The 26,540-nt window shown below is 57.4% G+C and carries 22 protein-coding genes, 1 tRNA gene and 1 pseudogene; 6 read left to right on the forward strand and 18 right to left on the reverse strand.

Annotation, left to right across the window (positions count from 1 at the left end; translation table 11 throughout):
- The 3 genes and pseudogenes from ABEB25_RS14105 to ABEB25_RS14115 all read right to left on the reverse strand — a co-directional run.
- Positions 1-123: pseudogene (locus ABEB25_RS14105) on the reverse strand (IS66 family transposase); the annotation flags it as partial.
- A gap of 26 nt (positions 124-149) precedes the next feature.
- Positions 150-1,544 carry an McrC family protein gene (locus tag ABEB25_RS14110; RefSeq protein ID WP_345737053.1) on the reverse strand — a complete coding sequence of 465 codons (1,395 nt, stop codon included), beginning with the start codon at positions 1,542-1,544 and terminating at the stop codon, positions 150-152.
- 14 nt (positions 1,545-1,558) lie between these two features.
- Positions 1,559-3,271, reverse strand: a complete 1,713-nt coding sequence (locus tag ABEB25_RS14115) for an McrB family protein (protein WP_345737054.1) — start codon at positions 3,269-3,271, stop codon at positions 1,559-1,561.
- Positions 3,272-3,474: 203 nt separating this feature from the next.
- On the opposite strand from ABEB25_RS14115, the gene ABEB25_RS14120 reads away from it, so the two are divergent.
- Complete coding sequence (locus ABEB25_RS14120) at positions 3,475-3,765, forward strand: hypothetical protein (protein ID WP_345737055.1); 291 nt, start codon at positions 3,475-3,477, stop codon at positions 3,763-3,765.
- An 870-nt stretch (positions 3,766-4,635) separates the two neighbouring features.
- On the opposite strand, the gene ABEB25_RS14125 is transcribed toward ABEB25_RS14120, so the two are convergent.
- A complete protein-coding gene (locus ABEB25_RS14125; protein WP_345737056.1) occupies positions 4,636-4,905 on the reverse strand; it encodes a hypothetical protein in 270 nt (89 codons plus the stop codon).
- Positions 4,906-5,276: 371 nt separating this feature from the next.
- Positions 5,277-5,489 carry a hypothetical protein gene (locus ABEB25_RS14130; protein ID WP_345737057.1) on the reverse strand — a complete coding sequence of 71 codons (213 nt, stop codon included), beginning with the start codon at positions 5,487-5,489 and terminating at the stop codon, positions 5,277-5,279.
- Positions 5,490-5,817: 328 nt separating this feature from the next.
- Here ABEB25_RS14130 and ABEB25_RS14135 point away from each other — a divergent pair, with 328 nt between their 5' ends.
- Both ABEB25_RS14135 and ABEB25_RS14140 read left to right on the forward strand, forming a co-directional pair.
- On the forward strand, positions 5,818-6,153 hold the full coding sequence (locus ABEB25_RS14135) for a type II toxin-antitoxin system RelE/ParE family toxin (RefSeq protein ID WP_345737058.1): 336 nt from the start codon (positions 5,818-5,820) through the stop codon (positions 6,151-6,153).
- Positions 6,154-6,185: 32 nt separating this feature from the next.
- Positions 6,186-7,280, forward strand: a complete 1,095-nt coding sequence (locus ABEB25_RS14140) for a HigA family addiction module antitoxin (RefSeq protein WP_345737059.1) — start codon at positions 6,186-6,188, stop codon at positions 7,278-7,280.
- 185 nt (positions 7,281-7,465) lie between these two features.
- Here the strand turns inward: ABEB25_RS14140 and ABEB25_RS14145 are convergent.
- Both ABEB25_RS14145 and ABEB25_RS14150 read right to left on the reverse strand, forming a co-directional pair.
- Positions 7,466-7,556 (reverse strand) — tRNA-OTHER (locus ABEB25_RS14145).
- 129 nt (positions 7,557-7,685) lie between these two features.
- Positions 7,686-8,765 carry a YifB family Mg chelatase-like AAA ATPase gene (locus ABEB25_RS14150; RefSeq protein ID WP_345737060.1) on the reverse strand — a complete coding sequence of 360 codons (1,080 nt, stop codon included), beginning with the start codon at positions 8,763-8,765 and terminating at the stop codon, positions 7,686-7,688.
- Between the two features lie 291 nt (positions 8,766-9,056).
- On the opposite strand from ABEB25_RS14150, the gene ABEB25_RS14155 reads away from it, so the two are divergent.
- From ABEB25_RS14155 to ABEB25_RS14165, 3 genes are all read left to right on the forward strand, one after another.
- Positions 9,057-12,110 (forward strand): MBG domain-containing protein, encoded by a 3,054-nt coding sequence (locus ABEB25_RS14155; protein WP_345737061.1) that lies wholly within the window; start codon positions 9,057-9,059, stop codon positions 12,108-12,110.
- Positions 12,111-12,345: 235 nt separating this feature from the next.
- Positions 12,346-13,263 (forward strand): alpha/beta hydrolase, encoded by a 918-nt coding sequence (locus ABEB25_RS14160; protein ID WP_345737062.1) that lies wholly within the window; start codon positions 12,346-12,348, stop codon positions 13,261-13,263.
- Between the two features lie 156 nt (positions 13,264-13,419).
- The gene (locus ABEB25_RS14165) at positions 13,420-14,307 is read left to right on the forward strand and encodes a glycerophosphodiester phosphodiesterase (protein WP_345737063.1); all 888 of its coding nucleotides are present in this window, start codon (positions 13,420-13,422) and stop codon (positions 14,305-14,307) included.
- Between the two features lie 60 nt (positions 14,308-14,367).
- Here the strand turns inward: ABEB25_RS14165 and ABEB25_RS14170 are convergent, their stop codons facing one another.
- The 11 genes from ABEB25_RS14170 to ABEB25_RS14220 form a co-directional block, all read right to left on the reverse strand.
- On the reverse strand, positions 14,368-16,014 hold the full coding sequence (locus ABEB25_RS14170) for a right-handed parallel beta-helix repeat-containing protein (protein ID WP_345737064.1): 1,647 nt from the start codon (positions 16,012-16,014) through the stop codon (positions 14,368-14,370).
- An 84-nt stretch (positions 16,015-16,098) separates the two neighbouring features.
- Positions 16,099-18,618 carry a beta strand repeat-containing protein gene (locus tag ABEB25_RS14175; protein WP_345737065.1) on the reverse strand — a complete coding sequence of 840 codons (2,520 nt, stop codon included), beginning with the start codon at positions 18,616-18,618 and terminating at the stop codon, positions 16,099-16,101.
- A 108-nt stretch (positions 18,619-18,726) separates the two neighbouring features.
- The gene (locus ABEB25_RS14180; RefSeq protein WP_345737066.1) at positions 18,727-19,611 is read right to left on the reverse strand and encodes a sugar phosphate isomerase/epimerase family protein; all 885 of its coding nucleotides are present in this window, start codon (positions 19,609-19,611) and stop codon (positions 18,727-18,729) included.
- 37 nt (positions 19,612-19,648) lie between these two features.
- Positions 19,649-20,446, reverse strand: a complete 798-nt coding sequence (locus ABEB25_RS14185) for an SDR family NAD(P)-dependent oxidoreductase (protein WP_345737067.1) — start codon at positions 20,444-20,446, stop codon at positions 19,649-19,651.
- 133 nt (positions 20,447-20,579) lie between these two features.
- Positions 20,580-21,425: a nucleotidyl transferase AbiEii/AbiGii toxin family protein gene (locus ABEB25_RS14190; protein WP_345737068.1), complete on the reverse strand. Its 846-nt coding sequence runs from the start codon at positions 21,423-21,425 to the stop codon at positions 20,580-20,582.
- Between the two features lie 7 nt (positions 21,426-21,432).
- Positions 21,433-21,975: a type IV toxin-antitoxin system AbiEi family antitoxin gene (abiEi, locus tag ABEB25_RS14195; protein WP_345737069.1), complete on the reverse strand. Its 543-nt coding sequence runs from the start codon at positions 21,973-21,975 to the stop codon at positions 21,433-21,435.
- Positions 21,976-22,172: 197 nt separating this feature from the next.
- Positions 22,173-23,672 (reverse strand): RES family NAD+ phosphorylase, encoded by a 1,500-nt coding sequence (locus ABEB25_RS14200; protein WP_345737070.1) that lies wholly within the window; start codon positions 23,670-23,672, stop codon positions 22,173-22,175.
- Between the two features lie 168 nt (positions 23,673-23,840).
- Complete coding sequence (locus ABEB25_RS14205; RefSeq protein WP_345737071.1) at positions 23,841-24,194, reverse strand: type II toxin-antitoxin system PemK/MazF family toxin; 354 nt, start codon at positions 24,192-24,194, stop codon at positions 23,841-23,843.
- Entirely contained in the window at positions 24,191-24,436 is a 246-nt protein-coding gene (locus tag ABEB25_RS14210; RefSeq protein WP_345737072.1) for an AbrB/MazE/SpoVT family DNA-binding domain-containing protein, read from the reverse strand. The genes ABEB25_RS14205 and ABEB25_RS14210 overlap by 4 nt, the downstream gene beginning before the upstream one ends.
- A 51-nt stretch (positions 24,437-24,487) precedes the next feature.
- Positions 24,488-25,744 (reverse strand): hypothetical protein, encoded by a 1,257-nt coding sequence (locus ABEB25_RS14215; protein ID WP_345737073.1) that lies wholly within the window; start codon positions 25,742-25,744, stop codon positions 24,488-24,490.
- 104 nt (positions 25,745-25,848) lie between these two features.
- Positions 25,849-26,535 carry a 3-keto-alpha-glucoside-1,2-lyase-like domain-containing protein gene (locus ABEB25_RS14220; protein ID WP_345737074.1) on the reverse strand — a complete coding sequence of 229 codons (687 nt, stop codon included), beginning with the start codon at positions 26,533-26,535 and terminating at the stop codon, positions 25,849-25,851.
- Between the last annotated feature and the right edge of the window lie 5 nt (positions 26,536-26,540).

Raw genomic sequence — 26,540 nt, forward strand, 5'->3', positions numbered from 1 at the left:
GATGGTGTAGAGGGTCACACTGCGCTGGCTTCCTTGTGCATCACCGATGAACAGCCAGTTCTTTTTGCCGATGGCGGTGGGGCGGATCGAGTTCTCAACCGGGTTGTTGTCAATCTCCACACGGTAGCGCGGGTGCCAGCCCTCCGAGATCACCCTTCCAGCGCGTGCAGCACCTTTTGGGCAAAGGTCGCTTCAGCCCGGCGGAGTTGCTCCAGCGCTGGGCTCGCGGAGGCGAGCCCAGCGGCATCCCATCCAGTGATGTCAAAAGTCAGCACCCCAAGGCGATGCTGCGGATGACGACTCAGCGCTGCCACATCCCCCTGCGGAGCCCCGCGCACCGGCGTGATAAACAGGCCCAGCAGGGAGCGATCCGTACGCCCATAATGATACAGATACGTACTCATCTGGTAGAGATCCTCGCGAGAAACGCCGTCTTTTTCATAGCGCCCCACCTGCGTGTCGTTTTTAAACTTGGCATCCAGCACGGCCACAACGTGACCCTCTCGCTCGATCAAGAGATCCGGCCGGATCTGCCGCCGCTCCCCCTCCAGCAGCCACTCCCCACCTTTGTGGTTAGGGCTGAAGATGCGATACCGCGCCGGTAAATACCGCCCCAGCACGGCCAGCAGGTAGTTCTCCCACAGCTCCGCAAGGTCAATCAAGTACGACGGCGTGTCCTGTAGCAAACTCTCCGCCCGGTCATGGCCCCCGCCAAAACGCCGCAGGAGGGCCACACTGGCCTGCATGAGCGGGCGGTAGCCGATAGAAAAGCGCGTGTAGCGGATCTTGGCAATCTCCTCGGCCCTAACAACTTGTGCGGAGACGCCAAAAGCAGCCAGCCTCTCCTCATAGCCCGCTAGGTCACGCATCAGCGCGGGGTAGGCCCCCGCCTTGGAGAGCAGGCGGATCACCTGGAGGATGGTTCGGCTAATGGAGGTATCCATCGTCAGCGGCGCATCCAGGCAGGCAAAGCGGCTCTGATCCACCGCATTGTCCCGGATCTGCCTGGGCACATCCAGCCGACTGCGAAAGAACCGATCATTGGTTTTCCGTACCCGATACTCCTTGGGGATGTGGCAGCGGCGCAGGGCCTGGTTAAACAGGCTCTTCCACAGCATCACAAGCAGCCAGGTAGCGCCATCCCTCTCCGTCTGCATGGGGGCCGCCGCATTCGGGGGCTGATAGATGCCGGAGGTATACTGAAGCAGGTAGCTGAGCATGCCGCTGCCCCAGCGCGGCTGGAGGCGCAGCGTGATGACCTCCCCGCCGATCTTGGTGCTGTAAGTGCCGATGAAGTGGGAGACGCTGAAGCATGCCTCCGTAATGATGTAGCCCGCGCGCCCAGCAGCCTCTGCCTTCTGCACCGTGTAGGTGAGGATGTCGCTCAAGTCCGCCGCATACGGGCGGGGATCACCGCGCAGGGACACCAGAGGCACCTCCCCCTTCATAAGGGCCGTATTCAGCTCATCCACTGCCGCCAGTAGCAGGGGCAAGGGCTTGCCGCCGTACCGCGTGGTGGAGCAGTCTTGAAACGTGTAAACCATGATTGAAAACACAGTTAGGCCGCACTGGAGAAACTATACGTAAAGCGCTCGCGCTGCTGCACCAGAGCCTGTTCATAGTTAGCCGTATCAGCCCCCAGGTATTCCTCAATCAAGGGCTTCAAGTGGTAATCCCAGAGCTGCTCCAGGGCAAAGGTGCTGAGGCTACGCCCTCCATCTTCAACCTCCTCAAGAGGGCAAAAGTCGTGTACCTTCATGAAATAGGCCTGGCCAATCGCAAAGTCGCCCGGCAGCTTCGGGCCGTCGGCATCCGTCATGAGGTAGGCGTTCAGCGCCTTTGCGCGGTCCAGCAGGAACTGCATCTCTACAGCGGGAAACTTAACCTCGGGCTGCATGCCCCAGTCCAGCAGGCACTCCAGATTTGGGTCCAGCTTATCAAAGATGAAGCGGCGGCGCAGGGCTAGGTCAAAGGAAACCAAGCTCTTATCCGTGGTATTCATCGCTCCGATGAGATAAACATTCTTGGGGATGCTGAACCTGCCAAAATGTGTCACCTGCACCACCTCACCTCGATATTCCAGCGCATACATCAGCTCCCCAAAAACAGAGGACAGATCCGCACGATTGATCTCATCCACGATGAGAACAAACGGTTTGTTAGACTCAGCCGCCGCTTTACAGAAGCGTAGAAACACCCCCTCATTCAGCTGGTAGCTCAGGCCGCCCGTAGTCTCATCCAGGCAGGGCAGGATACCCCCCATAAAGTCTTGATAGCTGTAGTTGGGATGAAACTGGATCAACTCCCAGCAGCCCTTCTCAAACGCAGCCGCGCCCCTGCTACTCTGGTCCAGTTTGCCAAACTGAAGGTCCTGAAACTCCTCCTTCGTGCCTCCCGCACCCAGCAGCATTTCCTGGGCGATCTTCTTGGCCGAAAACGTCTTCCCCGTGCCGGGCGGCCCGTAGAGAATTAGCGCCTGATTGCCCTTTTGCAGCAGGTCCAGCGCATTTCTCGTGGTGGTGACTTGCAGACTGGCCGTGAAGAGAAGATTCCGCAGGGTGACCTTTTCCGTCGTGGAAAGCTGGCTGTACGTCTTGCCCGTGATCTGCTGGCACAGCGTGTCCGAAGCCTGCGGCCACACTTGGATAAATTGAGGCAGACTGAGCCCCTCCAAATCGCCTAACAAAGGATCGAGCAAAGGAGCCACTTGCCAGAAGGAGTGCAGGCTGAAGAGCGGCACATGCTTGTCCCGATTCGCCAGCATCCATAGGTACTTCACCAGAAAGCGCTGCGGTTTGTAAAAGGCGAGCGCCTCCATGCTCGGCTGATCTTTGCAGGTGTGATAAAAGCGGACGATCTCAAACGGGAAGTTGTAGGAGACAAAGAAGGACTCAGGGTTACTCGGCAGCACCGAGGTGGTCTCCGATTCATATTCGGATTCCCCGGCCGCATTGGAAGACACGCGGAAGTGCGGATCTCTCCATTGCACATGGATGAGCTGGGCTACGTCCTCGATCTGCAAGGCATGCTGCTTCAGCGCCTCGTGCAGCTGATAGTATTGCTGCAGATTGGCCTTCACCGTGGCCCAACTGCTCTGCGGAATACCCTCATCCTCCGCTGTTTGAGAGGCGGTGAAGTCTGGCTGCGCAGTCTTTAGCTGATCCCAGCGATCCACAATCTCCTTGATCTGTCGGAGGCGTTCAGAGACTTTTGGGGAGGCAGCAGGCGCGTGTTTCCACAGGTATTGGAGTTTAGGCAGGCTCAGGCTCATTGGCGGGCAGGGGTTAAGAAAGTGTTTTGAGAAAAGACGCGTATTCAGCCGAAGGAAACGCAGCCTGACAAGTCTGGAATTTTTCTCTAGCCCCTCATTGACGACGGAACGTCGCCACCACCTCTCGACCACCGTGAAAGCTGTTGGGACAAAGACCACCGAGACGGTGAAGCGTTAGGCGTAGCCAGCATCCGGGAAGGGAGATGCTTTACAGCTCCAAGCTCTTTAACAAAATAGCCAGTGCTAGAACTAAGGAAAGCAGGGCGGTCGTGGATTGGGCAAACTGGCAGAAGAAGTCCAGCTTAGGGGTCATTCGCAGCATTCTGAACAAGAATCTGGACAAGGAGCACGCAGTTCTCATCATCGGCTATAACAAGGAGACAGAGGAAATTGCTTTTAGCGACAGCTGGGGTGAGCGGTGTGCGGAACGCTGGATCACGCTGAAAGAAGCCAATCTCGTCTCCCAGAACTACTACTATGTGATCGGCTTCTGAGGAAACGTTCGTCCCCGCAAAGCGTTGACCCTCAAGTTTTCAGCAGCCAGTCGTCATCTTTCTTTTGGTCGCTGCCATTCGTTACCCTACGGGCAGGGATTCAAAGCGTAAATCGCCACATGCCAGAGCCGTTAAAAGAACGGATCTTCAGCAACCTGCGCCGTTTCTTGGTGAAGAGGAAGAGCGCCCGCTGCGCCAGTCGTCTTTGAGCTTGGAGTCCGTTGGAGCTACATCAATTCAAACAACACTGCACACTTCGTCATCGCTGGAAAAAAACTTCCTGCACTCAGTGCGGCAACTCTCTCGGTGGAAGATGTCGATGAGGGCATGGCATATTGTGAAGATGCTGATTGGTTTCCTGACTTGAGCTGGGGCAAGGAGGAAGTATTGGAGCAAACCATTCGGATGCCAAAATTGAATGCTGGGCTTACCCTGTTATTACTGCCTTAAATCGAAGTGGGGATTAGGGCGGAACCGTTTCTGCCCCTTGGGCGTGGTCTAAACCAGAGTGCGAAATTCCAGGAAGAAGCAATGTGGGTAGCGATTCAAAAGCTCGTGCGCTGGACCTCCATTTGCAGCCACTAGCTCACAGTGTGCCTCTTCATGTTTTCCGACCCCTCGTGCGCTGACCTTGACCATCTCAAAAAGCATTTGGTCAAGCCTTGGGGGTCATGCACGCGGGCAAATATTCAGAGCTGTTACAAGGCTGATAGTATAGTGCAAGACCACGGTTTTGAACAGCGGCCTGTATGAGTGCTAGCCCGTGGCTCTCGAATCGTCCGGTTTCGCGAGCCAAAACAAAGAGTTTCCATCAACTACCCATTTCATTTTACCGTCGCTCTATAATCTGAGGAGCACTCGACGCCTGACTCACGATGAGGAAGAAACTTTGATGACTAAGCCCCACCCCGGCCTCTCCATTGCGTCCTGCTTGGCAGGAGAGAATCCAGTCAGCAGTTCAATTTCTGCCTGCACCTTTCGACTGAGTGGTTTGGGTTTGGCCGTCGGCTGGTGGAACACATTCTGCAAAAGAGCTCGCTGTCTGGGGGTGGGCTCATCTAGCCAATCCTGAAGCCGCTGTTTTGCTTCCAGGGCGGTTTCACATACAGTGCCGTAGATGATAGGGTGGAGATTGATCATGTGAAATAAATATGTTCTTTAGAACAGTAATCAATATTCCTGGCTCGCAAGTGAAATGTTATAAACGGATATCAGAGAGTGAGGTTGAGTGCGCAGAGGTGCTGCCTGTGATGGAGGCGGCCCCGCGAGGCCTTTCATTGCGACATCGTCAACGTCATCATCATGAACCCGTGCATGCAGCTCCCGTCGAAGGACGAATCATCCGCTGGGAAGACGCCCTTCGAACCTTTTTGCCCCTTTGCCCGACTTGCCACGCGCTCATTCACGCCAAACCTGGTGGCGGATGTTTTAAGCTGCGGGAGCTACGGTCGATGATTTGAAGGCATGAAAAAGCGGCGGCACGTCTCCGCGCCGCCGCCTCGTAGGGAGGGCTATTTGCCTTTTCCTCCGCGGAGGATGTCATTGAGGGAGTCCATGCCAGTGCGTTTTTTCAACGTGTCGAGGCGCATGTCGCTTCGCACACCGAGATCGACGCCGTATTGCTTCTCAATCGTGCCGACAAGTGTGTCGCCGCGTTTGGCGCGAAGCGGACCACTTTCATTACGGGACCGAATGCCTTTCATGCCAGGTGCATCTTTTGCCATGATGGGGGAATTTCCTTTCTAGTTTTGAGAGTTCTCCACTCCAAGCTCAGGGCTTGACTCGCGGCCTGTCTGCCAGGAAACTACGTGCAGTCGTCCAGACTGAAAGCCGTTCCAAACGGGCGGAGTGATCCGTGCCGAGGAGCGGCCGGAATGAGCCGTCTCTGTATCAGCAGAGGCGGCTTTTTCGTGTTGCTGTAAGTTGAGCTTCACGATGGATAGAGTGTGGTGGGTAAAAGGTTATGTCAAAAGTATTTTAACCTTTTGGGTAAAAAGTAATTGTTCACCAGCGTTCACCCTTATATTACCAGATATTCACACCTGTCAGCCCATGCTGGTTCATTTCCGAAATACCAAGATTGAAAAAGAATTCTCCTCGGAAAAGGAGCTGGCCCGGGCCTACGGGGCGGAGCAAGGGCGGAGACTCATGCGTCGCGTAACCGAGCTACGGGCGGCACGATGTCTGGCGCATCTGCGCCTGCTGCCGCAACTACGCGCCCATGAGCTGACGGGCGACCGACAAGGGCAGATTTCCATCACCGTGCGGCACCCCCACCGCCTGATTCTCCTAGTGGCCCACGAGCCGGAGCCGCGCAAGGCGGACGGCGGACTGGACTGGGAGGCCGTGACGGAAATAACGATTTTTGAAGTGGTGGACTACCACTGAAAAACACCAAGCAACAAAATCCCCCAACACACATGAGCCCCAACTTCCAACCCGACTACGCCTCCCCGCCAGGAGAGACGCTTGCGGAGACCCTCGATGCTATGGGTCTGACGCAATCCGAACTGGCCCGGCGCATGGGAAGGCCGATCAAAACCATAAATGAAATCATCCAGGCCAAAGCCGCCCTCACTGCGGACACGGCCCTGGAACTTGAACGCGTGCTGGGTGTGCCAGCCTACTTTTGGATGAACCTGGAGACACAATATCGTGAGCTTCTGGCCCGCCAGCGTGCCGCTGACCGTCTGGAGGTGGACGCGGAGTGGCTGAAAAGTCTTCCAATCGCAGTGATGCAGAAAAAGGGGTGGCTTTCCAAAACGAAAGACGAAAAACAAACCATGATGGAGATGCTGGACTTTTTTGGCTGCGCCACCGTGAAGGGCTGGAAAGAAGTCTGGAGCGGACCCGTAGCCGCCTTTCGTAAATCACCCAAGCTGCAAAGTGAACCCGAGGCTGTGGCCGTGTGGCTGCGTAAGGCGGAGCTGGAAGCCCGCAAGCAGGCCTGCGCCCCCTATGACGAAGCCGCTTTCCTCGAAGCGCTGGGGCGGCTCAAGAAAGCCACAACACTGCCGGTGAACGAGTGGGTTGCAGTCATTCAGAAAGAATGTAATGCCTGTGGGGTTGCCTATGTTCTTCTACCTGAGCTTCCAGGAACACATGTAAGCGGAGCCGCTAGCCAACTGATGAACAGCACCGCTCTCATTGTGCAAACAGGCCGTTACAGGGATGACGGTCATTTCTGGTTCACTTTCTTTCACGAAGCCCGCCACGTTTTGCAAGGTAAGCTGAAGCGTGAATGGCTGGTAGAATATGAAGGCCGGGAGGATGCGCTGGAGACAGATGCCAACCTTTTTGCGCGTGAGTTCTTGATCCCCTCAGAGGAAATTCGCAAGGTCAGGGAGAATCATGGCGGCAAAATGCCAGTGAGCGCAGCGAATGAGCTTGCCAAGAAGCTCGGCATCTCCGGCGGGATCGTGGCCGGTCGCCTTCAGTTCGACCGCATCTGGATGCGTGTGGTGGGTAACAACCTGAAGCGCCGTTACGAACTTTCGGAGTTAGTGCCTGGGTAAAGCCCAGAGCGTTTTATGCACCCAAGGCTCCGCCCCCCCCTAATTAGCCCCCCCCGACGGGTACAACTTGGGACTTTTCGAGTCGTTTTTAGTCACTCAAGGTGGGTTGAGTGAGGGCGGCATGGGACACCTTCTTGGAAGGGCCGGAGTCTATGAAACTCCCTGAATAAGAACACCTTAGAAGGTGGTCAGGCTGGCGGGATTCGAACCCACGACCTCTTCGTCCGCCAGGAAGAGCCGAAGCACCAGTAAATCTCGGTTAATATTATCAGCCCGTGTCGTCCCTCTCCGTGTATCAACCCCGGCCCCGACGCGAGTCAGATAAAGGATTTGGCGACGCTACTTTAGCCTCGTCCGAGTCTCTGAGATCAGCCGTAGAATTTATGAAAATAATTCTGCTCAATATCACCGCCGCTTGAATCCATACTGACAGGGGTTCATCGCCGCGACTAACATAAAGGAAGCGGGGAAAGTGACACTGCCACTGGCCCGTGAAATGGTGACCCGGCCATCCTCCAAAGGTTGCCGCATGACCTCCAGCGTGCTGCGGCGGAACTCGGGCAGCTCATCCAGAAACAGCACGCCATTGTGCGAGAGGCTGACTTCGCCCGGCCCTGGATTCGTTCCACCGCCGAGCAACCCAGCATCGCTGATGGTGTGGTGCGGGGAACGGAAGGGACGCGTGGCCACAAAGGCCTGCTGCTCATTTAACAAGCCGCCCACGCTGTGGATCTTCGTGGTCTCGATGGCCTCCTCCTCGGTCATGCCCGGCATGATGGTGCCCACGCGTTTGGCGATCATGGATTTGCCCGTGCCTGGGGGGCCCACCATGAGGAGATTGTGCCCGCCGGCGACGGCCACCTCAATGGCGCGCTTGGCATCGCCCTGCCCTTTCACATCGGCAAAATCAATGTCGTAGTGCGCAGCCGCAGCGAAAAATTCTGTGGCGCGGCAGGGCTCGGGTGTGAGTTCGATGTCGCCTTTCAGATACTCCACGACCTCGCGCAAGTGGCTGACACCGATGATGTCAATGCCAGCCACCACACTGGCCTCGATGGCGGCCCGCTTGGGCACCAGCAACCGTTTGCGCCCCTTGGCCCGAGCTTCCAGCGCCACGGCCAGCAAACCCCGCACGGGGCGCAGTTCACCATTGAGCGCGAGCTCGCCGATCATGGATGTCTCTGCGAGCACGGCGATGGGGATTTTGACCCGGTGCGCAATAAGTGAAATAGCGATGGGAAGGTCAAAGCCCGGGCCTTCCTTTTTCAAATCTGCGGGAGCCAGATTCACCGTCGTCACTCCATCATTCATGGCGAAACCGCAGGAAGAAATCGCTGCCGTCACCCGCTCGCGGCTCTCTTTCACGGAGGCATCCGGCAAGCCTACAATGAACATCTTCTGCGTGCCCCCACTATCGTAAGACTCGATCTCGATCTCGATCGCATTGACGCCAAGAAGCGTGGCTGAGTAGGTGCGGGCAACCATGAAAGGCCACTATTCAAATGCTCACCCAAGCTGCAAGGAAGGATTTGGAGGAGACTGAGCTGAAATCTCTTTGTTACTTCGCCGGGGTTATAGCGTAAGACAATGTGCAGACATGGGAATACTCATGATCAGGTGGGCAGCTTTTGGACTTCATTCATACATTCTTTTATTTTGGCTACTCACACCCCTTCGGGGCCTTTTACGTCGTCGCTTGATTGCAGTTCGGTTAGCTCTTCGCGAGTCCCCTCTCCTTCTCTGCGGGCTTTTATCTCCAAGAGCGTTTGGGGCGTTTTGTTGCTGCTGTTTCTCGCGGCACCAAATCTCCTCGCCCAGAATTTCGAGTTGCAGGCCTTTGGCCACACGCCTGACACGCTCGTCACTCACTCCACCACCAGTAAGTCGGGCGTGGTGCGCAGTCCTGCAGGCATAGCCATCACGCCGGATGCCCTCACCACCTCTCACCCGGCGGGTACGGTCGTTACGGTGACAAATCCTGTCGTGTCACAGTTTGGCACACCGCTCGCCTTTCTTGGTTGGGCACCGACGGCCTACGATCCCATCACGGGCTATGCGGCGGCGGATACCACCAATCCGCTCGCCATCACGCTGAATGCGAATCGCCTCCTCGTCGGCTATGCAGGCTACCCGGTGGCAGAGGCGATCAATACACCAGGGCGCACCTGGAGCACGGGCGGTCATGCGCTGTGGACGGGGACGTATGATGTCTTTGGACCGCAAGGCGGGGGCGTGGCCCGTGCCACCACGCTGCGGGAAGTGGGGGATGAGGCCTGGCTTGAGAGCACCTTCACCGCACCCACGGTGATCAGTTACACCTGGCGGCTGGATATCCCCACGGGGGCCGGAGCGCGATTGGAAGCCTTGGTGGATGGGACGGTGGCAGATACCGTCACGACGGATACAAATCCTCCTTGGAAAACACGCACGCTGGACCTGACAGGAAATGGGCCTGTCAAAGTCCGCTTTCGCCTCACTCACACAGCCACCAGCACCATCCCGCAATTGGTCAATGGCCGTGAAACTGCCTACGTGACCCACATCCGCACGGGAACATTTTCCGCACCTGCACGGGTGGTGGTTTCCAACACTTCTGGAACGGCGGCAACGCTGAACTGGGACGCTGCCTATGCCGCCGAAAGTTACACCGCTGAGCTGGCTGCCGACGCCAGCTTCACCCAGGTGCTTTTCACTCAAAACATCACCGCACCTGCGGTCGTCACAACGTTTGGGGGCCTCACCCCAGGTTCGACTTACCACTATCGTGTGCTCTCCCGCCGCACGGGTTATCAGCCTCTGGCCTCGGTTGCGGGGAGTTTTGTGGCAGTCACCCGCAGTGCCCAAACGATCACCTTTCCAGAGATCGCGGGGAAAACTCTGGGAGCCGCCGCTTTTTCTCCAGGCGCGACCGCTTCCTCGGGCTTGCCGATCACTTACACCGTCGTTTCTGGCTCTGCCAACATCGATGCCGAAGGGCTCGTTACGGTCACAGAGCTCGGTACGATGACATTGCGGGCAGAACAGCCGGGGAATCACAGTTTCGAACCAGCCCCAGCGGTGACGCGGAATGTTTCAGTAACGATACCCACCAGTGCGAAGGTGACTTTGGCGGCGGCCACGCGCACCTACAACGACCTGCCGCAAACGGTGACGGCCACGACCACACCGCCAGGACTTTCGGTCACCTATCGTTATCAACTGGGCAAAGCAGCGCCTAGCGAGATCCCACCGACCGAAGCTGGCACGTATGCAGTGACGGCCACCCTGAATGTGCCGGGGCTCACCGTTGCGCCCGCTAAGTCCACCCTGAAAATCCTGAAGGCTCCGCTGACCGTCATGGGCGTTCCGGTGGAGCGACTGGTCGGCCAAGACAATCCGACCCTGGGCCTCACTTACAGTGGTTTTCTGGGCGATGACGATGAGGGCGATCTCGATAGCCTCCCCACGCCTATGACCTCGGCCCGGCCCAACAGCGCAGCTTTCGGCAGTTACCCCATCACCTTCACGGGTGGACTGGATAACAACTACAGCTTCGTCTTGGGCACCCCACTCGCCCACGTGACGGTACGTGGATTCGGCACCACCTTGGAGGCCCTGGTCTTGGATGCAGACCTGCTGCCTATGGGCAAGCTGACCTTGACACCTTCCAAAAATTCTTTGACCTACACCGGCAGTCTCCTGCTGGCAGAGGAGGCGAAGGCCATTCCTCTGGCCCCAGGTCGCGCGCTGCTGACTTCCGTGGATCTCGCCACCGGAACGGATACTGTGGTGCTGAACCTGCCAGCCACGCGAGATCTGCCTGCGCGCACTTACAGCCTGACTTTCACGCTGAATTCCGAGGAGGGCACTTTAGAAGGCAGCCTACAGCGCGACAATCAACAGTATGGCACTCTGGCGCATGGACGGTTATTGGAAATCGCCGCACCGCGCACCACCACAGGGCTCAAAGGGGCCTACACCCTTCTCCTGCCGCCAGCCAGCCCCTCATCGCTGCCAGGTCTCCAGGCCCTGTCGCTGCCTGAAGGCGCAGGTTATGCCACAGGCACCATCACGGATGCGGGTAAACTCACCCTGGCGGGTAAGTTGGCCGATGGCACCCCCTTCACCACCTCCGCTCTGCACGATCACGCCAAGGCTTACCGCCTTTTCATCAAACCCTATGGCACGCGGTTAGGCCAGCGTTTCGGTGGGTATCTGCCGCTCGTCAGCAGCCAAGATTTCACCACGTCACCCAGCCTGCGCTATCGGACGGCAGCGGCTCCTTTCGTGTGGGCCAAACCAGGACTGGTGAGCGATAAGTCCTATCGTGTCGGTTTCGGGCCTCTCGTCACCCAGGCGAATCTCGAGCTCTGGTTGCCCCCAGCCGCCCGCATTCCCGCTCGTGGCGCAGCCCCAGAAGTAGCCGCCATCAGTCTGGGCCAGCGTCTCGGTCTCGCCCCATCTCCCACGGTAGATGGTTCCTTTGAGTTGGAGTATCTAAATGGGTCCCTCAGCGAGTTGCAGGTGGCTTCGCTGCCTTCCCTTCTCAGCCTGAAAGCAACGGGGACGGTGCTGCTGCCTGCCCCTAATACCGCGGGTTTTAAACTGGCCCTCAAGCCCACGACCGGGGCCTTCACGGGCGAATTCACCGTGGCAGAACCCGTGGTTCCTCCCGCAACGAAACCCGTCACGCGCAAAGCCACCTTCACAGGCATCCTGCGCCAAGGCCCCACCGCAGATTCGACCTTGATCGGCCAAGGCCACTTCATCCTTCCCGCTCTCCGAGGAGCCGCCAGCACCGAGAGCAGCTCCGGCGCGATTTCCTTTTTCGTCCCAGCACCAGCTCCCTAGCGTTACTCTGACGCGGCAGAAACAAGCGGTCTCCAGGGATGTGCTGGGGGCCTTTCATTTGCAGCTTCCACGGCCTAACAAAAGGTTTAACAGGATAGATTAGCTCCAAAGCTGGGCGCGGATTCATGATGGCCGAGATCACACAAAAGACGGCCTACCGCAGCTCGTGACTCCAGGCTTAAAAGAAGGGCTATCAAACCATGCTTCTTTAGAGTCCATCCCCTTCTCAGCCACCATGAGACGCTTTTTCCTCCTCATCCTGCTGGCGGCGCTGCCAGTGCTCTCTCAAGAACCGACTTCGCCACCGGAGCAAAGCCCGCCGCCACATCCACGGGCGGCGTGGGGGCCCATCGTTTTGAAGGCAGATGATAAGCCCGCCTTTCCTGCACCTCCCGTCGGTTGGGATTTAAGGCGTACAGACATTCCCCACGGCAAGCTGGAGATGATCGAGTACGATTCTAAAACCGTCGGCACGCGGCGGAAGATGCAGGTTTACACCCCACCCAATTATTCAGCGGCGAAGAAATACCCCACGCTCTATCTGCTGCATGGCATTGGTGGAGATGAGACGGAGTGGGCGCGATTCGCCTCACCCGAGGTGTTGCTGGACAATCTCATCGCCGATCAAAAAGCCGTGCCCATGATCATCGTCATGCCGAATGGACGTGCGCAAAAGAATGACCAGCCCACGGGCGATGTCTTCCAGCATGCAGCCGCCTTTGCCGTCTTCGAGCGCGACCTGCTGCACGATGTGATCCCGGCCATCGAATCCCGCTACAGTACCTTCCAAGACCGAGAGCACCGGGCCATCGCAGGTCTTTCGATGGGCGGCGGGCAGGCTCTGAATTTCGGTCTGGGGAATTTGGAGACCTTTGCGTGGGTCGGTGGCTTCTCATCTGCTCCCAACACGAAAAAATCCGAAGACCTGCAGAGCCCCGCCACCGCCAAACAGCTCAAACTCCTCTGGCTGTCCTGCGGCAATCAAGATGGCCTCCTCCACATCAGCCAAGACCTTCACGGCTATCTCAAGAACCAAAACATTCCCCACCTTTGGCACGTGACCGACCACGGACACACCCCACCCGAATGGAAGCAGGCCCTTTACTGGTTCGTCCAACAACTGACTTTTAGTCAGGGCGCTGGGCCTAACTAGATGGATGGACCTCAATCTGAAGGAATTGTTGCAGGACGGTGGCGGCCTGGAGGGGAAGAGGGTGGCATGGGTAAAACGATGCCTTTTGATCCAGGGTTCTTGAATGACTTGGACAAATGGGGCCGCTTTTTTCGTTATCCTTTCCCCCTCATTTCCATGAAGATTTTTGCCACCTTTCTCCTCGCGGCTGCGACCTTGACGACCTCTATCCCCCAGACGTCTGCGGCGGAGGCGGTCCCGCCTTTCATTGTGCAGAGTCATCGGGGCGCGGGGGTGCTGGCGGCGGAGAATACTATCGCGGCGTTTGAGCTGGGCTGGGGCTTGGGGACGATCCCGGAGGCGGACATCCGCACGACGAGTGATGGCGTGATCGTGGCGTTCCACGATGCCGACTTTGCCCGCGTGGTGCATGGGGCCGATGAAGCGCTGAAGAAAAAGGGGGTACAGGATGTGACCTTTGACGAGCTTTCCAAACTGGAAGTGGGGGCGGAGAGTCCGCAGGGTTTCCAAAAGCGCCACGTTTCTAGCATGGCGGATATTTTTGCCATCATGAAGGCGCGGCCTGAACGGCGGCTGTATCTGGACATCAAGCAGGTGAGTCTGCCTACCCTGGCGGCGCTGGCCAAGCAGCATGAGGTGGCCCCGCAGGTGATCCTGGCCTCGACCAAGCTGGAGGTGATCCACGAATGGAAAACGCTGCTGCCAGACTCCCACACGCTGCACTGGATGGGCGGCACGGAGGAGAGCCTGAGGGAGCGGATCGAAAGCCTGAAACGGACGGGGTTTCCGGACATCACGCAGGTGCAGATCCACGTGAGGGAGAAGAAGGGGACAACGGGCTGGACCGCGATCGAGCCTTCGGAAGCATTTTTGAAAAGCGTGGGGCCGGAGCTGAAAAAGCGTGGCATCCTTTTCCAGTCGCTGCCCTGGGGGGCGAATTCACCGGGCATCTATGAACGCCTGCTGGAGCTAGGCGTGGAGTCCTTTGCCACGGATCATCCCGATGTGGTGATGCCACTGATGCGGAAGCACCATGGCCAGTAAGCGGACATTTGATCTAGATCACGATGGCAATACGAACCGCGACGAAGGCCGTTTCACGGCCTAACGTCTTCCGTGATTAAAATCTACTGGGGCGATCTTGGTCTCGGCCCCTTGGTTCGAGCTCACGTTCACGTTTTGGCAAGAAGGGTCCACGACGATGGTGGCAGGGCGGTTTTGAAAAACATTGCCGGTCATCTGAATATCATGGCCATTGGGCGCAAAGGTGACGGCTTCCTGAGGGGCTAACTCTCCTAGAGAAAAGACATTGTCCCGCACGATGACCGGGCCGTAGCTGGCCCCTTCCTCGTATAAGGTGAAGTAGAGCTCAGGAAAACTCACGGGCTTGCCTGTCTGATAGGCGATGCGGCCCCGGCGCAGGTCGGGCTCGTTCTTCGTGGTGTTGTTCACGAACACATTGCCTTGAAGGATGAAGTTTTTCGGCTGGTTGATCCAGTTCCCACGCCCGCCGTTGCGAAAGGTATTGGCCACGATGGTGACATCCTCGCAGGACTTCTCCACGCTCATCACTCGAGAGCCATTGGTGCCATCAATCAGGTTCCCGGTGATGGTGGCATTCTGGCAAAATTCGGCGAGGAAGAAGGCCCCCATGCGGGAACCAAGGATGTGGTTATTGGCAAAGACGATGTTCCTGCAGGCCTGGATGTGCATGGTATCGCCGAGGGCGCTGAGCTGGCAGCCGGTGACCCGCACGTCATGGGCCCCAGTGATATCAAACGCCCCCTTCCCTGGCCCGCTACCCGTGGGCGCGTAGGCGGCCAGATACGTCGCGAAGATATTGTGGGCCATGATCAATTCCCCATCTGCCCCGCCCTCAAACCGGATGGGAGGGCCGCCTGGAGTCTCAGAGATTTTGATGAACTCCGGGGTGGAATCCACGATAAAGTATTGCCGCCCCCTAACCAAGTTTGATGGAAAATGCGACCCCAGAAAGGTGAGGGCTTCCTTGGGCTCGTCATTGGCACTAACAGGCCAGGGATCAGCCTGATTCGCCACGAACACGCGGTCGTCTCCCGGCTTGATGGAGATAACGGGCCGCAGTTTATCCATGCGGAAATACTTCCGGGCTCGCTCCACTTCCCAGGTTTCATAGGCCTCCGGCCAAGTGAGGATCTGCCACAGGTAGCCATAGTCCCACATGAACTTGCCACTGCGGAGCAAGGTGCAGCTTTCCACCGCCACCCGCTGGGCCGGGGTGATGACTTCTCCTTCCTGGCCCTTTTTGCTGAGACCATGCACTCCGATCACCGCGCCCGCTAGGCCGTTTGATTTCACATCGCGGAATAGGATGTCATGCGTGGTACCGCCTTCCGAGGTGGTGATCTCGATGCCTTTGGTATTCACACTGGGTTCCCAGGTGTTGTCCTTTTGCGCAGGGTCAAACACATGCCCGATGAACTCACCGCCTAACCAAGTGAAGTGGTGGATGTCCTGCCCGGCAAACAGGACCAGGCGCGCTTTGTCTCCCAGGACTTTCGGCAAGTGAAACCGGGCTCCATAAGCAGTGATGGTGCTATTGGAAACGAGCTTCACAGGCGCTGTCCCCTCCAAATGATAGTCCCCCGGCGGGATGGTAACCACACCGCCAGCCCCCACCAGCGCAGCGATGCGCGCTGTGTCATCTGCCAGCAAGGGAGCCGCCACCAAGGAGAGCAGGAGGGACAGGAGTCCGGGCGCAAAAAGTTTCATGCCTGAATCCTAACGAAACCAAACCCTGCTTGACCACGACAAAGACTGTGTGAAACGCGACACCCGCGCCCAAGCTTTGCCAAATCAGCCCCGCCGACGGCGCATGAGTAAGGCACCCAAAGACATCAACAACAGGACGGCACGGGAAGGCTCCGGCACCACGACAATGCCGACAAAGCCGGTGTCCCAAAAGCGGCTGGTATCCAGCATGAGGCCATTGAGGTCTAGGTAGTTTTGCAGCGCGCTGTCCACTTCAAAAGTGTAGGAAGTCTCGGAACCATTCACCATCGTGGTCCAGTCCAGGAGATCCCAGACCATGCCCGCCGAATAGTTCAAGTTTTCGCCACCCGAGGCTGCCCCGATCTTCACATTCGTGCTGCCGCTACTGTTCACATTCAGCGTGCCATTGATGACGAGGGTGTCGTTGTTGATGGTGCCATCCTTGGCGTAAAGACCGCCTGCGTTCGCCGCGATGGCATCCCAGTTCATGGTGCCATTGGGGTTGAGATTGGCCAGCAGATTGCTCGCATTGACGTCGCTGGTGGTGCGGCTGATCTGGAAGTCCAAGATGCTGCCACCAGTGGCATTCAACGTGACGGGGGCGGTGACCGTAAGGGCACCGAGGCCACCGGAAACAGTGGGATCGCCAGGACGAAGAATGGCCCCGGCACTCACCGCGACTCCTGCGGTGGTCACGATGAAACCATTGCCACCCAGTGCGCCCGCAGTGACGGTGACCGCCCCCGTGCCTGTGCCGGAGCCACCAGTGTTGTTCACCAGCAGCGCGCCCCCCAGCACCTCCGTGCCGCCGCCATAGGTATTGGCAGCCGTAAAGACCACCGTGCCCTGCTTCGCTGTGCCGACGAGCTGGTTTGCATTGGCATCGGGCAGGCCATCGAGATTGGTATCTAGATTGGCGTGATTGCGGAACTGGTTGATGGTGATGCGGGTATTGTTGGCCGCCATGGCGGCACCGGGCGTCTGCGAGCCAGCGACGGGAGCCGTACTGCCGGAAATAATTCCGGAAAAAACGGTAGTACCACCCGTGGCCGCACTGAGGGCAAAATTATGCACGGCTGTGATGACATTGGTGCCACCAGCCCCGGCCGCCGTACCCGTGACAGGCACGTTGACATTTTGAGCCGCGATGCTGCCGCTAAAGATCACCGTGCCGCTGGTGTTCAGACCGCCAAATTCATAGCCGTTCATGAGGTTCATGCTGCCGGAGTTCCCATACAGGCTCTGATAAACGGCTGGGGTCACCCCATTGACATTGGTGGTGCCCGCCAGATTGGTTCCTGTGCCGCCCGCCGGAGAAAGGCTGCGGGCAAAGGTGGTGCCGGGTGTCTCCATGAACAGACGGCGGCTGCCGCCCTCCGTATTCGGCGAGTAAAGATTGCCGCCATTGCCATCTCCCAGGCTGAAGGTCTGCGTGCCGATGGGGCTGGCCGTGCCCACGGCACCGACGGAGCCTTCGATGACGACGGTGCCTGCGGTGATGTTTTGACCATTGGCATAGGTGCGCGCGAGATCCGAAAAACGGATGGTGCCATTGTTTCGCCCATCGGTGCTGTTGCCAGGGGAGCCAGGGCCCCAAAACACGGTACCATTACCGCCGGTGCCAGAGGCGATCTGACCCGTGAAGTAGATGGTCTGCCCCTCACGGGTGGCGAGGAACTCGACGCTGCGTGCATTGGACCCCAGGGTCACATCGCCACTGATGGTGAGCGTGTTTGTATTCAGCCCACCCGCGCCATCGCCATCCAGGGAAAAACGCACACGTCCGTTTTGCGGGCTGGTGCCGGTATTGCCGGAAAAGTCCAGGTCGCGCTCAAAAACATAGTTTTCCGTGTCGTTCGAAGCGCGCAGCCGAAGCTGGGTGGCAGTGCTGTTGCGGATGTCGGTGGTGCTGATGGCCGTGTTTGCACTGCCCACTTTCACGGCGGAGGTGGCATTGCCCAGTGCACTGTTCTGCCCACTGAGCACACTGCCCCGGAAAATCAGCACTCCATTGGAGACCACCGTGTCTCCCGTGTAGCTGTTGTTGGTGTTGGTCATCTCCAAAAAACCATTGAGCGAACCCGTGGGCATGGTGGGCACGGTGACGTCAATGCCATTCGCCCCAGACACGAGCCCAGCCAGGCGGATGCCATTGCTGCTGCCTGCCGCCAGGCTGACATTCAGCGGCGAATTCAACAGCACATCGGCATTGATCACATCGGTCGCGTTGCTGTTCGCCAAGCGCGCCAGCAAGGCCGAACCTGACGTCGTCTGAAAAACCAATGAACCGCCTGTTCCAGCATTCAGGGTGATGCCAAAATAGGTCGAGGTAGAGTCCCCCAGATTCAGCGTCCCTAAAGTGATTTGCTGATTCAGCCGGATGGTCTGGTTTCCAGCGAGATTGATGTTCACGTTGGCCACGTCATCCACGGCATTGGGGAAAGCCGTGGCGGGAGTCCAATTCGCGGCGCTGTTCCAGTCGTAAGTGGTGCCGGCAGCCGTCGGCACCCACGTGTAGGCAGCCCCTTGGGAAACCAAGGGAAGACCAGTGATGGCCAGAAAAAGAGTCCGGGCGAGGGTTAGGTATGAGCGGGGGGATCTCATCCTATGATGTAATCACACCGTAAACACCTAACCAAGAGTAATTCGTGACATCAGGCCTTCAGTGCAAGCTAAAGACATGTCTTATCAGGAGCGGTATTTCGCCATTCATCAGCCCCAATGCTGCGCGATCTTCCGTTTCAGGAAGTCCACGCTGCGGGCGAGCTGGTCCATGCCATCCACACCATCTTCGATGCTGATCCAGCCATCGAAGCCTTGGCTTTTGAGTTCGGTGAAGATGGCGTCGTAGTCATTCAGGCCTTTGCCGATCTCGCCATGGCGGAGGCGTTTGGCGTAGCCCATGGCACCGCCTTCTTCCTTGCGCAGATCTTCGATGGTGCCTTCAGCCAAGTAGCGATCGCTGGCATGCATGGTGACCACGCGATGTGACACCCGCTTCAAGAGCTCAAGGGGATCTTCCCCGGCCAGATAGGTGTTGCTAGGGTCATAGTTGACCCCGAAAAAGGGATGCTCCACGGCGGCCACGAGCTGGCAGAAAACGTCCATCTTTTGGGCGAACTCGGGGTATTCCCAGAAATCGTCCTTGTAGTGGTTTTCGATGATCAGGGTGATGCCACGTTCCTGCGCATAAGGGAGGCAGGCATGGATGGAATCGGCCGCGAGTTTCACACCCTCATCCACGCTCAATTCAGGGCGACGCTGGCCGCTGAGCACGCGGCAGTAGCTACCGCCAAGAACCTGGGTCATGTCAATCCAGCGCTTTTGTTTGGCGATCTCCTTTTCCCGAAATGCAGCATCGGGATGTGTGAAGTCCGGGGAGCAGCACATCATGGGGATGACCTTGCCGGTATCTTCCACCTCCCGGCGAAAGCGGGGCCAGTTTTTCTCATCGGCCATTTCCAGGAAGCCTGCATACCATTCCAGGCCTTGAATATCGAGCTTGGAGGCAAGGGCGATCCATTCCGAAACGGACATTGTGCCCTCTTTGCAGAGCTGCTGCATGAATGCTTTGGGGAAGGCGGCGAGCTTGGGCATGGCAATAAAAGGGGTGCAGGAAAGACGGCCTAACAAATTATTTGCTTGGAATCGTGGAGGTATCTTTGGGTGGATTTCGACCGATGAAAGGGTGCTGCTCCAGATCCATGACTTGGCCGCTGATGGGGCCGCTTTCATCCGCCAGCCAGAAGATAGCGGCAGCGGCGATTTCCTCCGGCCAGAGGATGCGTCCGGCGGGAGCATAGACTTTGGGGAGATCCGTGTACCAGTCCTCACGCAGGCCGTGCTCGCGTTTGCGTTTGGCCTCGTTTTCCGTCAGTACCCAGCCGGGGTTGATCTGGTTCACACGCACGCCGTTTTCACGCATGAGGGTATCACCCAGATTGCGAGTGAGGGTCATCAAGGCGCCTTTGGAAATGCTGTAAGGGAGCAGGTTGGGCTCCCCACTGTAAGCATTGACACTGCCGATGTTGAGGACGCTGCCATGCGTCTTCGTCAGCGCCGGCAAAGCGGCCTTCGTGAGGAGAAAGGGAGCGAGGGCATTCACCGACATCATCTTCATGAAAAATGCGGCATCGGTGGTGTGGATGTTCCCCTGGGAAACCATAGCCGCGTTGTTCACCACGGCGTCCAACTGGCCATAGGTAGACAAGGCGAGATCGACAAGGCGCTGCGGGCAGCCTTCATTCGTCAAGTCTTCCACATGCGCCACAGCTTTATCTGCGCCCAGTTCTGCGACGACTTCGGCCGCGAGGTCTGCTTCCAGGCCATGAATGATGACACGCGCGCCTTCGGTCACGCAGCATTTCGCGATGGCCTTGCCAATGCCCGTAGCACTGCCGCTGATGAGGATGACTTTGTTTTCGAGACGCATGGTGTTGGGTTGAAAGATCGAGATGACTGAATGCTACTCGAATCCGCCTTCTTTCCGCCACGACAAAGACTGTGTGAAATCCGACATGCTCATGGGCACGACGGCGAAGGCGCTCCCAACACCTGCCAGTCACCTACTTCAAAGCCGCCACAGCCTTCTTGCCAAGATCCGCCAAGACATCCGCCAGATAGCTCCAATAGACTTCTTTCTCGATCGTGTCACGGACGATGGCAGCCGGGAGGAAACGGCGCATTTCCTTCATGAAGTCCTGGCGCATTTCTGGCTGCACTTTCAGAGCTGCGATTCGACCCTGAAGCAAGGTCACAAACTCGGCTTCTTCGCGCTGATGATCGCGGATTTTGATTGGGATGAGTTGGGTCGGGAGTTCGATGCCTTGCTGGGTGAGCCAGGTGATGTCCCAGAGATCGCGGTTCTTGATGCGGCTCTCCTGGAAAGCGAACGCGATGATCTTGTCCGCCAAGATTTCCTCGCGGCTCTGCGCTTGAAGAATGAGCCCCGAGGTGCCGAGGTCGATGCCGTAGAGATTACGCAGCATCATCGGGCGCGGGTCGTGACTGGAGATGGCGCAGATGTCGAGATGGATGCGCTGCGCTAGCAGATGCTTCTGGCCGGGACGTGTCTCGATGGTGAGCTTCCATGTGGACACCTTGCCACCGGTTTTGACCGGTTCGCTAACGCTCACAGGCAGTCCGTAGCGGGTTTGCAGCCGCTCGGTCAGCACGCGGGCTAATTCAGCAAGATCGCTCTTTTTGAAACGGCTGCCGCCCGTGAAGTCGAGGTCTTCGCTCAGCCTGGCGGAGCCGTAACAAGCTCTCAAGCAGGTGCCGCCAATAAACGTGAGACCAGCGAGCAAACCCGCCCCGCTCATCTCGCGAAGGATGTCGTGATGCAGCAGTTCCTTCTCCACCACGGGCCGCAGGGACGTCAGCTCCGCACGTGAGCGCAGTGCTTCGTTCACGAGTTGGTCAAACAAGCTCAAGCGCCACTTCCTCGTCCACGAGTTCCATGTTGCGGCGCGTGGCCTTCATGTCCCGCAGCGCCTGCCGCACCGAGGCACGCCAGAGATGCCTCTCCGGGTCATAGGTCAGCTCGCTGCTCACATCGTCAGGACGCTGAGCCGTATGCACGAACTCGATATGCCCATAGTCCCCGCAGTCTACCACATGGCTGCGCCCAGAGGTCATGAGGCTGATCCAGTTCATTGGCACCTGTGAGATCACACCCGCGTCACTCAGCACCGTCTCTAGACTGATGTAATTGAACTCTCCCGCCCGCAGCCGGGCCGCCGCATGAAAAAGTAAATGCCCCGCCGGATAGTCCGGCACCGGATAAAGATAGACTCCTCGGCAAACTCGCTTCAACAGCCCCGCCTTCGTCGCTCGCGACAGCAGCACCGCCAACTGCCCACACCCCGGCACCGCCGCCGCCAGATCCGACGGCGCAAACACACAATGCTCCCGATCCGCGATCGTGCGGAGAACTTGATCGAGTTGCCGGAGAGGCTGCATCGCTGGACTCTACAAAAGATTGCATGAAGTGCAATGTTTTGCGGTGTTCTCTAAAGAGCATCTCAAGGAGCGATCACTGATTTCACTGAATCACGTTCTGTGACAATCACACAATCTCATCCAAAATCCTGCAATAGACGCATTACAGATCATCCTCAAGTTGGCAGATGATGAAGTTGGGTTCTCGAAGTGATGCGTCATTTATGGGGACTGTAACTAGCTCTCTTTAATTGATGCCGAGTAACAGCGTGCGACGGTGCCTCAAAGGTGACAGCTTTGACGTGGTGCACATGTATGGTCTCTAAGTCAATACTGAGCGTTGGCGCACGAGTGTCTAAGTTGTGGTCAAAGAAATGGTTCAGGCCAAACATCCAATGCGTGGCGAGACTTTCATCTTCAAGTTCTGGGGGTGGAGGCATAGTTTCCAACACTCTGTAGTCGTCTTGAACACCATCGGAATCTCTCATCTCAAGTTGAACGTCCACCTTGGTTCCTTTTGGTAATTCCACCTCCTCAACTCTAGCTGCGTGGTGGAACAACACCACGTTCGATGATTCCTGTCCGGTTTGAACAGATGGAAAAACTATTCCATCCAATCGGGCTTCGTTAGCCAGGTAGTCGGCGACTGCTTGCGTGGGCAGATATTCTGACGCCTCTTCGTGCGGCATAACGGCGCGGGACATGAGATGACTCAACACCTCCAGAAAGTTACACCTCTGCATCTGCACAATGGTGGCAGGATCGAAAATGCTTCCGCCAGCGGATACCGATCTCAGGGCGGTCAAATCGAGCAGCCGAAGGGGCCGCATGATATTGAAAATGGCCAGAGCTACTTTGCTTCCGACTGGCGGCCGAACTTCAGATAGCGCCGTTCTGGCGTCTCGAGCTCCGTAGAACACAGCGATACCCCGCGCATTCATCCTTCCTGAACAGGCAGCCTCTGTGGGCGGCGTGCCGAGATGTTTCCACGGAGCTTTAAGAGACTCGGCCAGTTTGTCGTCTTCACCAGCAAAAACCCGTGCGCGGTAAAGAGCGTTAATTGGCATTCCTGGTCCTATCGTCACCACCACTCCTGTTCGACTGGTCGTTCGCAGTTCAGCAACTCCATTGAAAATCTGATCGAGGATCAGTTTGGCTGATGGTGAGAAGAAGCGGCTTTGAGTCTTGAGGCCACGCTCGAAATCATTCCATAGAACGAGGAACTCACCGTGGCCCGCATCCTTCTCAGTATAGTGAGACTCGTGCGAAAAAGCACACTCCTCTCCAACCTCGACCAGACCATGATCGTAGTGACGATCTTCTAGCACGCACCGGATGTCCTCTGCAATTTCTTCGCAGACATCAGCAGCGTTGAGAATCGCCCATTTTGCCTCCTCACCATCTCGATCCCACCCTACTTCTCGCGACATCGCATACTCAAACCCGTCGGGTTCGGTGGCGGTGCGCTCATAGTGTTCTTCAAAAGCGCGCTCAACGAGATCTGCAACTTCCTCAATAAAAAGTGTGCGCCCTTCTTCGTCGCAGTAGGAGCAGAAGCCCACGGTTCCTGTGGTTCGGATGAGGTTTTTGAGATGATCCTCTCCCACGCAATCGGAGCATACACGATTACTTTCTTCGGCATCTGGTTCAGATAAACTCACAGAAATTAATTGTTGATGACTAGCTTTTTTTGACGTGAATCTGCTTGGCAACTGCAAGAAGGCTGCATGGAGCGAGACTGTTACCTCATTTTTGGATCGTGGCTGTCATTTTTCTACAGGAGACCACCCAGAAGGCTTCTCACGCGAGTGATGCCTGGAATTCCACCGTCTTTTCCACTAAGGTTGGAGTATTGGAAATCGCACATTTGGGAGCTGCGGGCTGATTTACGACGGCACCTCAAACAACGTCATCGTCCGAGCTATGACCTCATGCAAGAAGCTGAGGGGCACTTTGCAGATGGGCTGCCATTTGCGCTCTTTCCAGTCCAGCGAGCGAATATGATCGCAGAGAACTAGGCCACCGATTGGAAGTCCAGCAGGGACGGCGAGTTCGAAGGGGTAGCCTTTGGCTTTGCTGGTGATGGGGCAGAAGATGGCGAGACCAGTTTTCTCGTTATAGCGGGTGTGGCTCAAAACGATGGCGGGGCGGCGGCCTGCCTGCTCACGCCCTGCTTGGGGATCGAAAACCAGCCAACCGAGAGTGCCGAGTTCGGGCACGGGCGGGCCTTTGGTCTTCATGGAGGCAGAACCTCCCGGCCCACGTCTGCACCCCATTCGGTCGCCAAGTGGAGGTTTTCAGGCGTCACTTGGTCGAGCAGGTCATCGAGATTAATCTTCTTCGGAGCAGCCTTCACGGTGAGCCCGGAAGCGCCGACTTTAAGCGTCACGGGATCGCCCTCCTTGACATGAATTTGCTTGGCGACGGCAAAAGGGATGCGCAAAGCGAGACTGTTGCCCCATTTTTGGATTGTGGCTGTCATGTCTCTACATTGAGGCTACTCATGAAACTTGTCAATGGTGCCAGCTTGATTCTACGGAGAAGACACCACCGCAGTTCGCAGCGCCGCCAGCTCACCCAACTCCTCAGCGCTCAACGCCCGATCAAAGACCGCCACGCCACCGATCCAGCCGGTGAAGCCGACGCTGCGGCTGCTGTGGATGACACGGCCGATGGTGAAGGGGCCGCCGCTTTGGGCGTCCTTCGGCGTGTAGAGATCGTGCGGGTACCACCAGGGGTTCAGTCGCAGGGCGACGAGATCACGAGCGACTTCTTTTCCGCCGCGCAGTGTCACCTCGATTTTGGTGAAGCGATGCTCACGCAGTTCGATGCGTTCGTCTGCGGATTCGCGCAGCACTTTCACGCTCAGCGGCTCGCCTTCTGGTGGATTGTAATATTGATCTTTCGGGAAGGCCTCGTCCTCGCCCTCCTGCTTGCCGGGCAGCTTCGCGTAATGGCCCTGCATGTAAGCATTGTAGGCAAAGGAGATGAGCTTGTCCTTCTTCGGGTTGTCCAGCCAGCGGTCGCCGGAGATGCCATCGAGCCAGCCGGTGAGTTCGTCCTTTTCATGGTCGAAGGTCATGGCAAAGCACTGCCACGAGGCATCGAGCACTTCATGGGATGAATCGGCGGGAACTTCGGGTGAAAGGCCGGCGGAGTTGCTCTTGTGCAGAGCATACTTGTTGAGGAAGGAACTCGCGCCGTTTTCCGAAACGTGCCCACAGGCACTGCCTTGTTTGTTGAGGCCAGCAAAGAGGGCGTATTGGCGCTGCCCACGCTCCACCTTGGCGATGGTGGTCGTGCTTTTTTCTTTCAAGTCGGTGCCTTCATGCCAGATGCCTGCGAGGGCGTGATTGCCACTTTCGCGAATGGCCCAGACGACGACCGTCACGGACTTGCCAGTACCTTTGATGTCCAGCGGGGTATCATGCAGCCGCGCACGCGGCACGAAGAGGAAGGGGCGGAAGTCCGGATCGCTCTCCTTCACAATCTGAATCGCCTGACCAAAAGGGCCACGCCCCAGGAGCGGGAAATCTGCATAGGTGGCCTCACGGCCCGCACCCCAGTAATCCTTGACGTAGTTCGCGGCATCCAGCGGGTAGTCTGTCTTGGCTCCTGCGGGCACATGGGCAGTAAAGCGATGAACGCCAGCAGGCTCACGCTTCACAAAGTCCCAGAAGGCAACGAGGCCGGGTACGCTGGTGACTTCAGCGACTCGGGAGGCGGTGGCTTGTTCGGCTGCATGAGTGAAGGCAGCCGCGCTCAGGGTGAGGAAAAGAAGGCGAATCATAGGCTGGGCTGATCTTGGCAAAACCCAAGCAGAGCGCCAGCCGATGTTTAGGCCTTTTGCATGCAGGGCTGTTCTAAAACCCTGCATGGCAACTTTCTGCCCGCCTACTTGGCGATGCCCTTGATGGCGAAGTCGTCATACTCCACGTCCACCGGATTGGTGGTGAGGCTGATCAGGGATTTGGTGGCATGGGTGATGCCATCAGATTTAAAGCTGCCGACTTCTTTGCCATCAATCGTCACCTTGAGCTCGTCGCCCTGAGTCTGCACCACCAGCGTGTGCCACTCCTGCAGGGCCAATTTCACAGGCAGGCGCTTGGCTTTTGCTGCCAGCATCTTCTTTTCATCTTCGGTGAGTTGATTGGCCTTTTTACGCTCATAGAGACCGCCTTCGAGATTGAAGCCGCCGGTTTTGGCGTCGGAGAGATTCACGCTCGTGGGGCTGATGGTGGCCTGGCAGATGTGGCCGGCATGGGAGCCCTTGTAGTTCTTGTCATCGAACCAGACATTGAAGCTCTTGGCCTTGTCGCTGACGAAGCGGAACTTCACGGACACTTCGAGGTCCTTTTCACCTTCGATGCGGATGTGATCCACAGCGGAGTGATCCGAGGTGGGTGCGGTGATGCCGACCAGCACACCGTCTTTGACAATGCTGGCGCTTTTGTAGTGGCCCCAGGCCTTGCCAAAACCTTCGGCAGTAAAGTCGTCGGAGAAAAGAACACGCGGATAGTCAGCCGAGAAGGCAGCATTGACCGTGAGAGAAAGGAGAGCCAGAGGCAGCAGGATTTTCATGGGAA

The organism is Prosthecobacter algae (assembly GCF_039542385.1).
Taxonomy (GTDB): Bacteria; Verrucomicrobiota; Verrucomicrobiia; order Verrucomicrobiales; family Verrucomicrobiaceae; genus Prosthecobacter; species Prosthecobacter algae.

Coding starts and splice junctions, on each gene's coding strand:
- ABEB25_RS14110 (WP_345737053.1), bottom strand. CDS start 1,544: ATGGTTTACACGTTTCAAGACTGCTCCACCACGCGGTACGGCGGCAAG.
- ABEB25_RS14115 (WP_345737054.1), bottom strand. CDS start 3,271: ATGAGCCTGAGCCTGCCTAAACTCCAATACCTGTGGAAACACGCGCCT.
- ABEB25_RS14120 (WP_345737055.1), top strand. CDS start 3,475: ATGCTTTACAGCTCCAAGCTCTTTAACAAAATAGCCAGTGCTAGAACT.
- ABEB25_RS14125 (WP_345737056.1), bottom strand. CDS start 4,905: ATGATCAATCTCCACCCTATCATCTACGGCACTGTATGTGAAACCGCC.
- ABEB25_RS14130 (WP_345737057.1), bottom strand. CDS start 5,489: ATGGCAAAAGATGCACCTGGCATGAAAGGCATTCGGTCCCGTAATGAA.
- ABEB25_RS14135 (WP_345737058.1), top strand. CDS start 5,818: ATGCTGGTTCATTTCCGAAATACCAAGATTGAAAAAGAATTCTCCTCG.
- ABEB25_RS14140 (WP_345737059.1), top strand. CDS start 6,186: ATGAGCCCCAACTTCCAACCCGACTACGCCTCCCCGCCAGGAGAGACG.
- ABEB25_RS14150 (WP_345737060.1), bottom strand. CDS start 8,765: ATGGTTGCCCGCACCTACTCAGCCACGCTTCTTGGCGTCAATGCGATC.
- ABEB25_RS14160 (WP_345737062.1), top strand. CDS start 12,346: ATGAGACGCTTTTTCCTCCTCATCCTGCTGGCGGCGCTGCCAGTGCTC.
- ABEB25_RS14165 (WP_345737063.1), top strand. CDS start 13,420: ATGAAGATTTTTGCCACCTTTCTCCTCGCGGCTGCGACCTTGACGACC.
- ABEB25_RS14170 (WP_345737064.1), bottom strand. CDS start 16,014: ATGAAACTTTTTGCGCCCGGACTCCTGTCCCTCCTGCTCTCCTTGGTG.
- ABEB25_RS14175 (WP_345737065.1), bottom strand. CDS start 18,618: ATGAGATCCCCCCGCTCATACCTAACCCTCGCCCGGACTCTTTTTCTG.
- ABEB25_RS14180 (WP_345737066.1), bottom strand. CDS start 19,611: ATGCCCAAGCTCGCCGCCTTCCCCAAAGCATTCATGCAGCAGCTCTGC.
- ABEB25_RS14185 (WP_345737067.1), bottom strand. CDS start 20,446: ATGCGTCTCGAAAACAAAGTCATCCTCATCAGCGGCAGTGCTACGGGC.
- abiEi (WP_345737069.1), bottom strand. CDS start 21,975: ATGCAGCCTCTCCGGCAACTCGATCAAGTTCTCCGCACGATCGCGGAT.
- ABEB25_RS14205 (WP_345737071.1), bottom strand. CDS start 24,194: ATGAAGACCAAAGGCCCGCCCGTGCCCGAACTCGGCACTCTCGGTTGG.
- ABEB25_RS14210 (WP_345737072.1), bottom strand. CDS start 24,436: ATGACAGCCACAATCCAAAAATGGGGCAACAGTCTCGCTTTGCGCATC.
- ABEB25_RS14215 (WP_345737073.1), bottom strand. CDS start 25,744: ATGATTCGCCTTCTTTTCCTCACCCTGAGCGCGGCTGCCTTCACTCAT.
- ABEB25_RS14220 (WP_345737074.1), bottom strand. CDS start 26,535: ATGAAAATCCTGCTGCCTCTGGCTCTCCTTTCTCTCACGGTCAATGCT.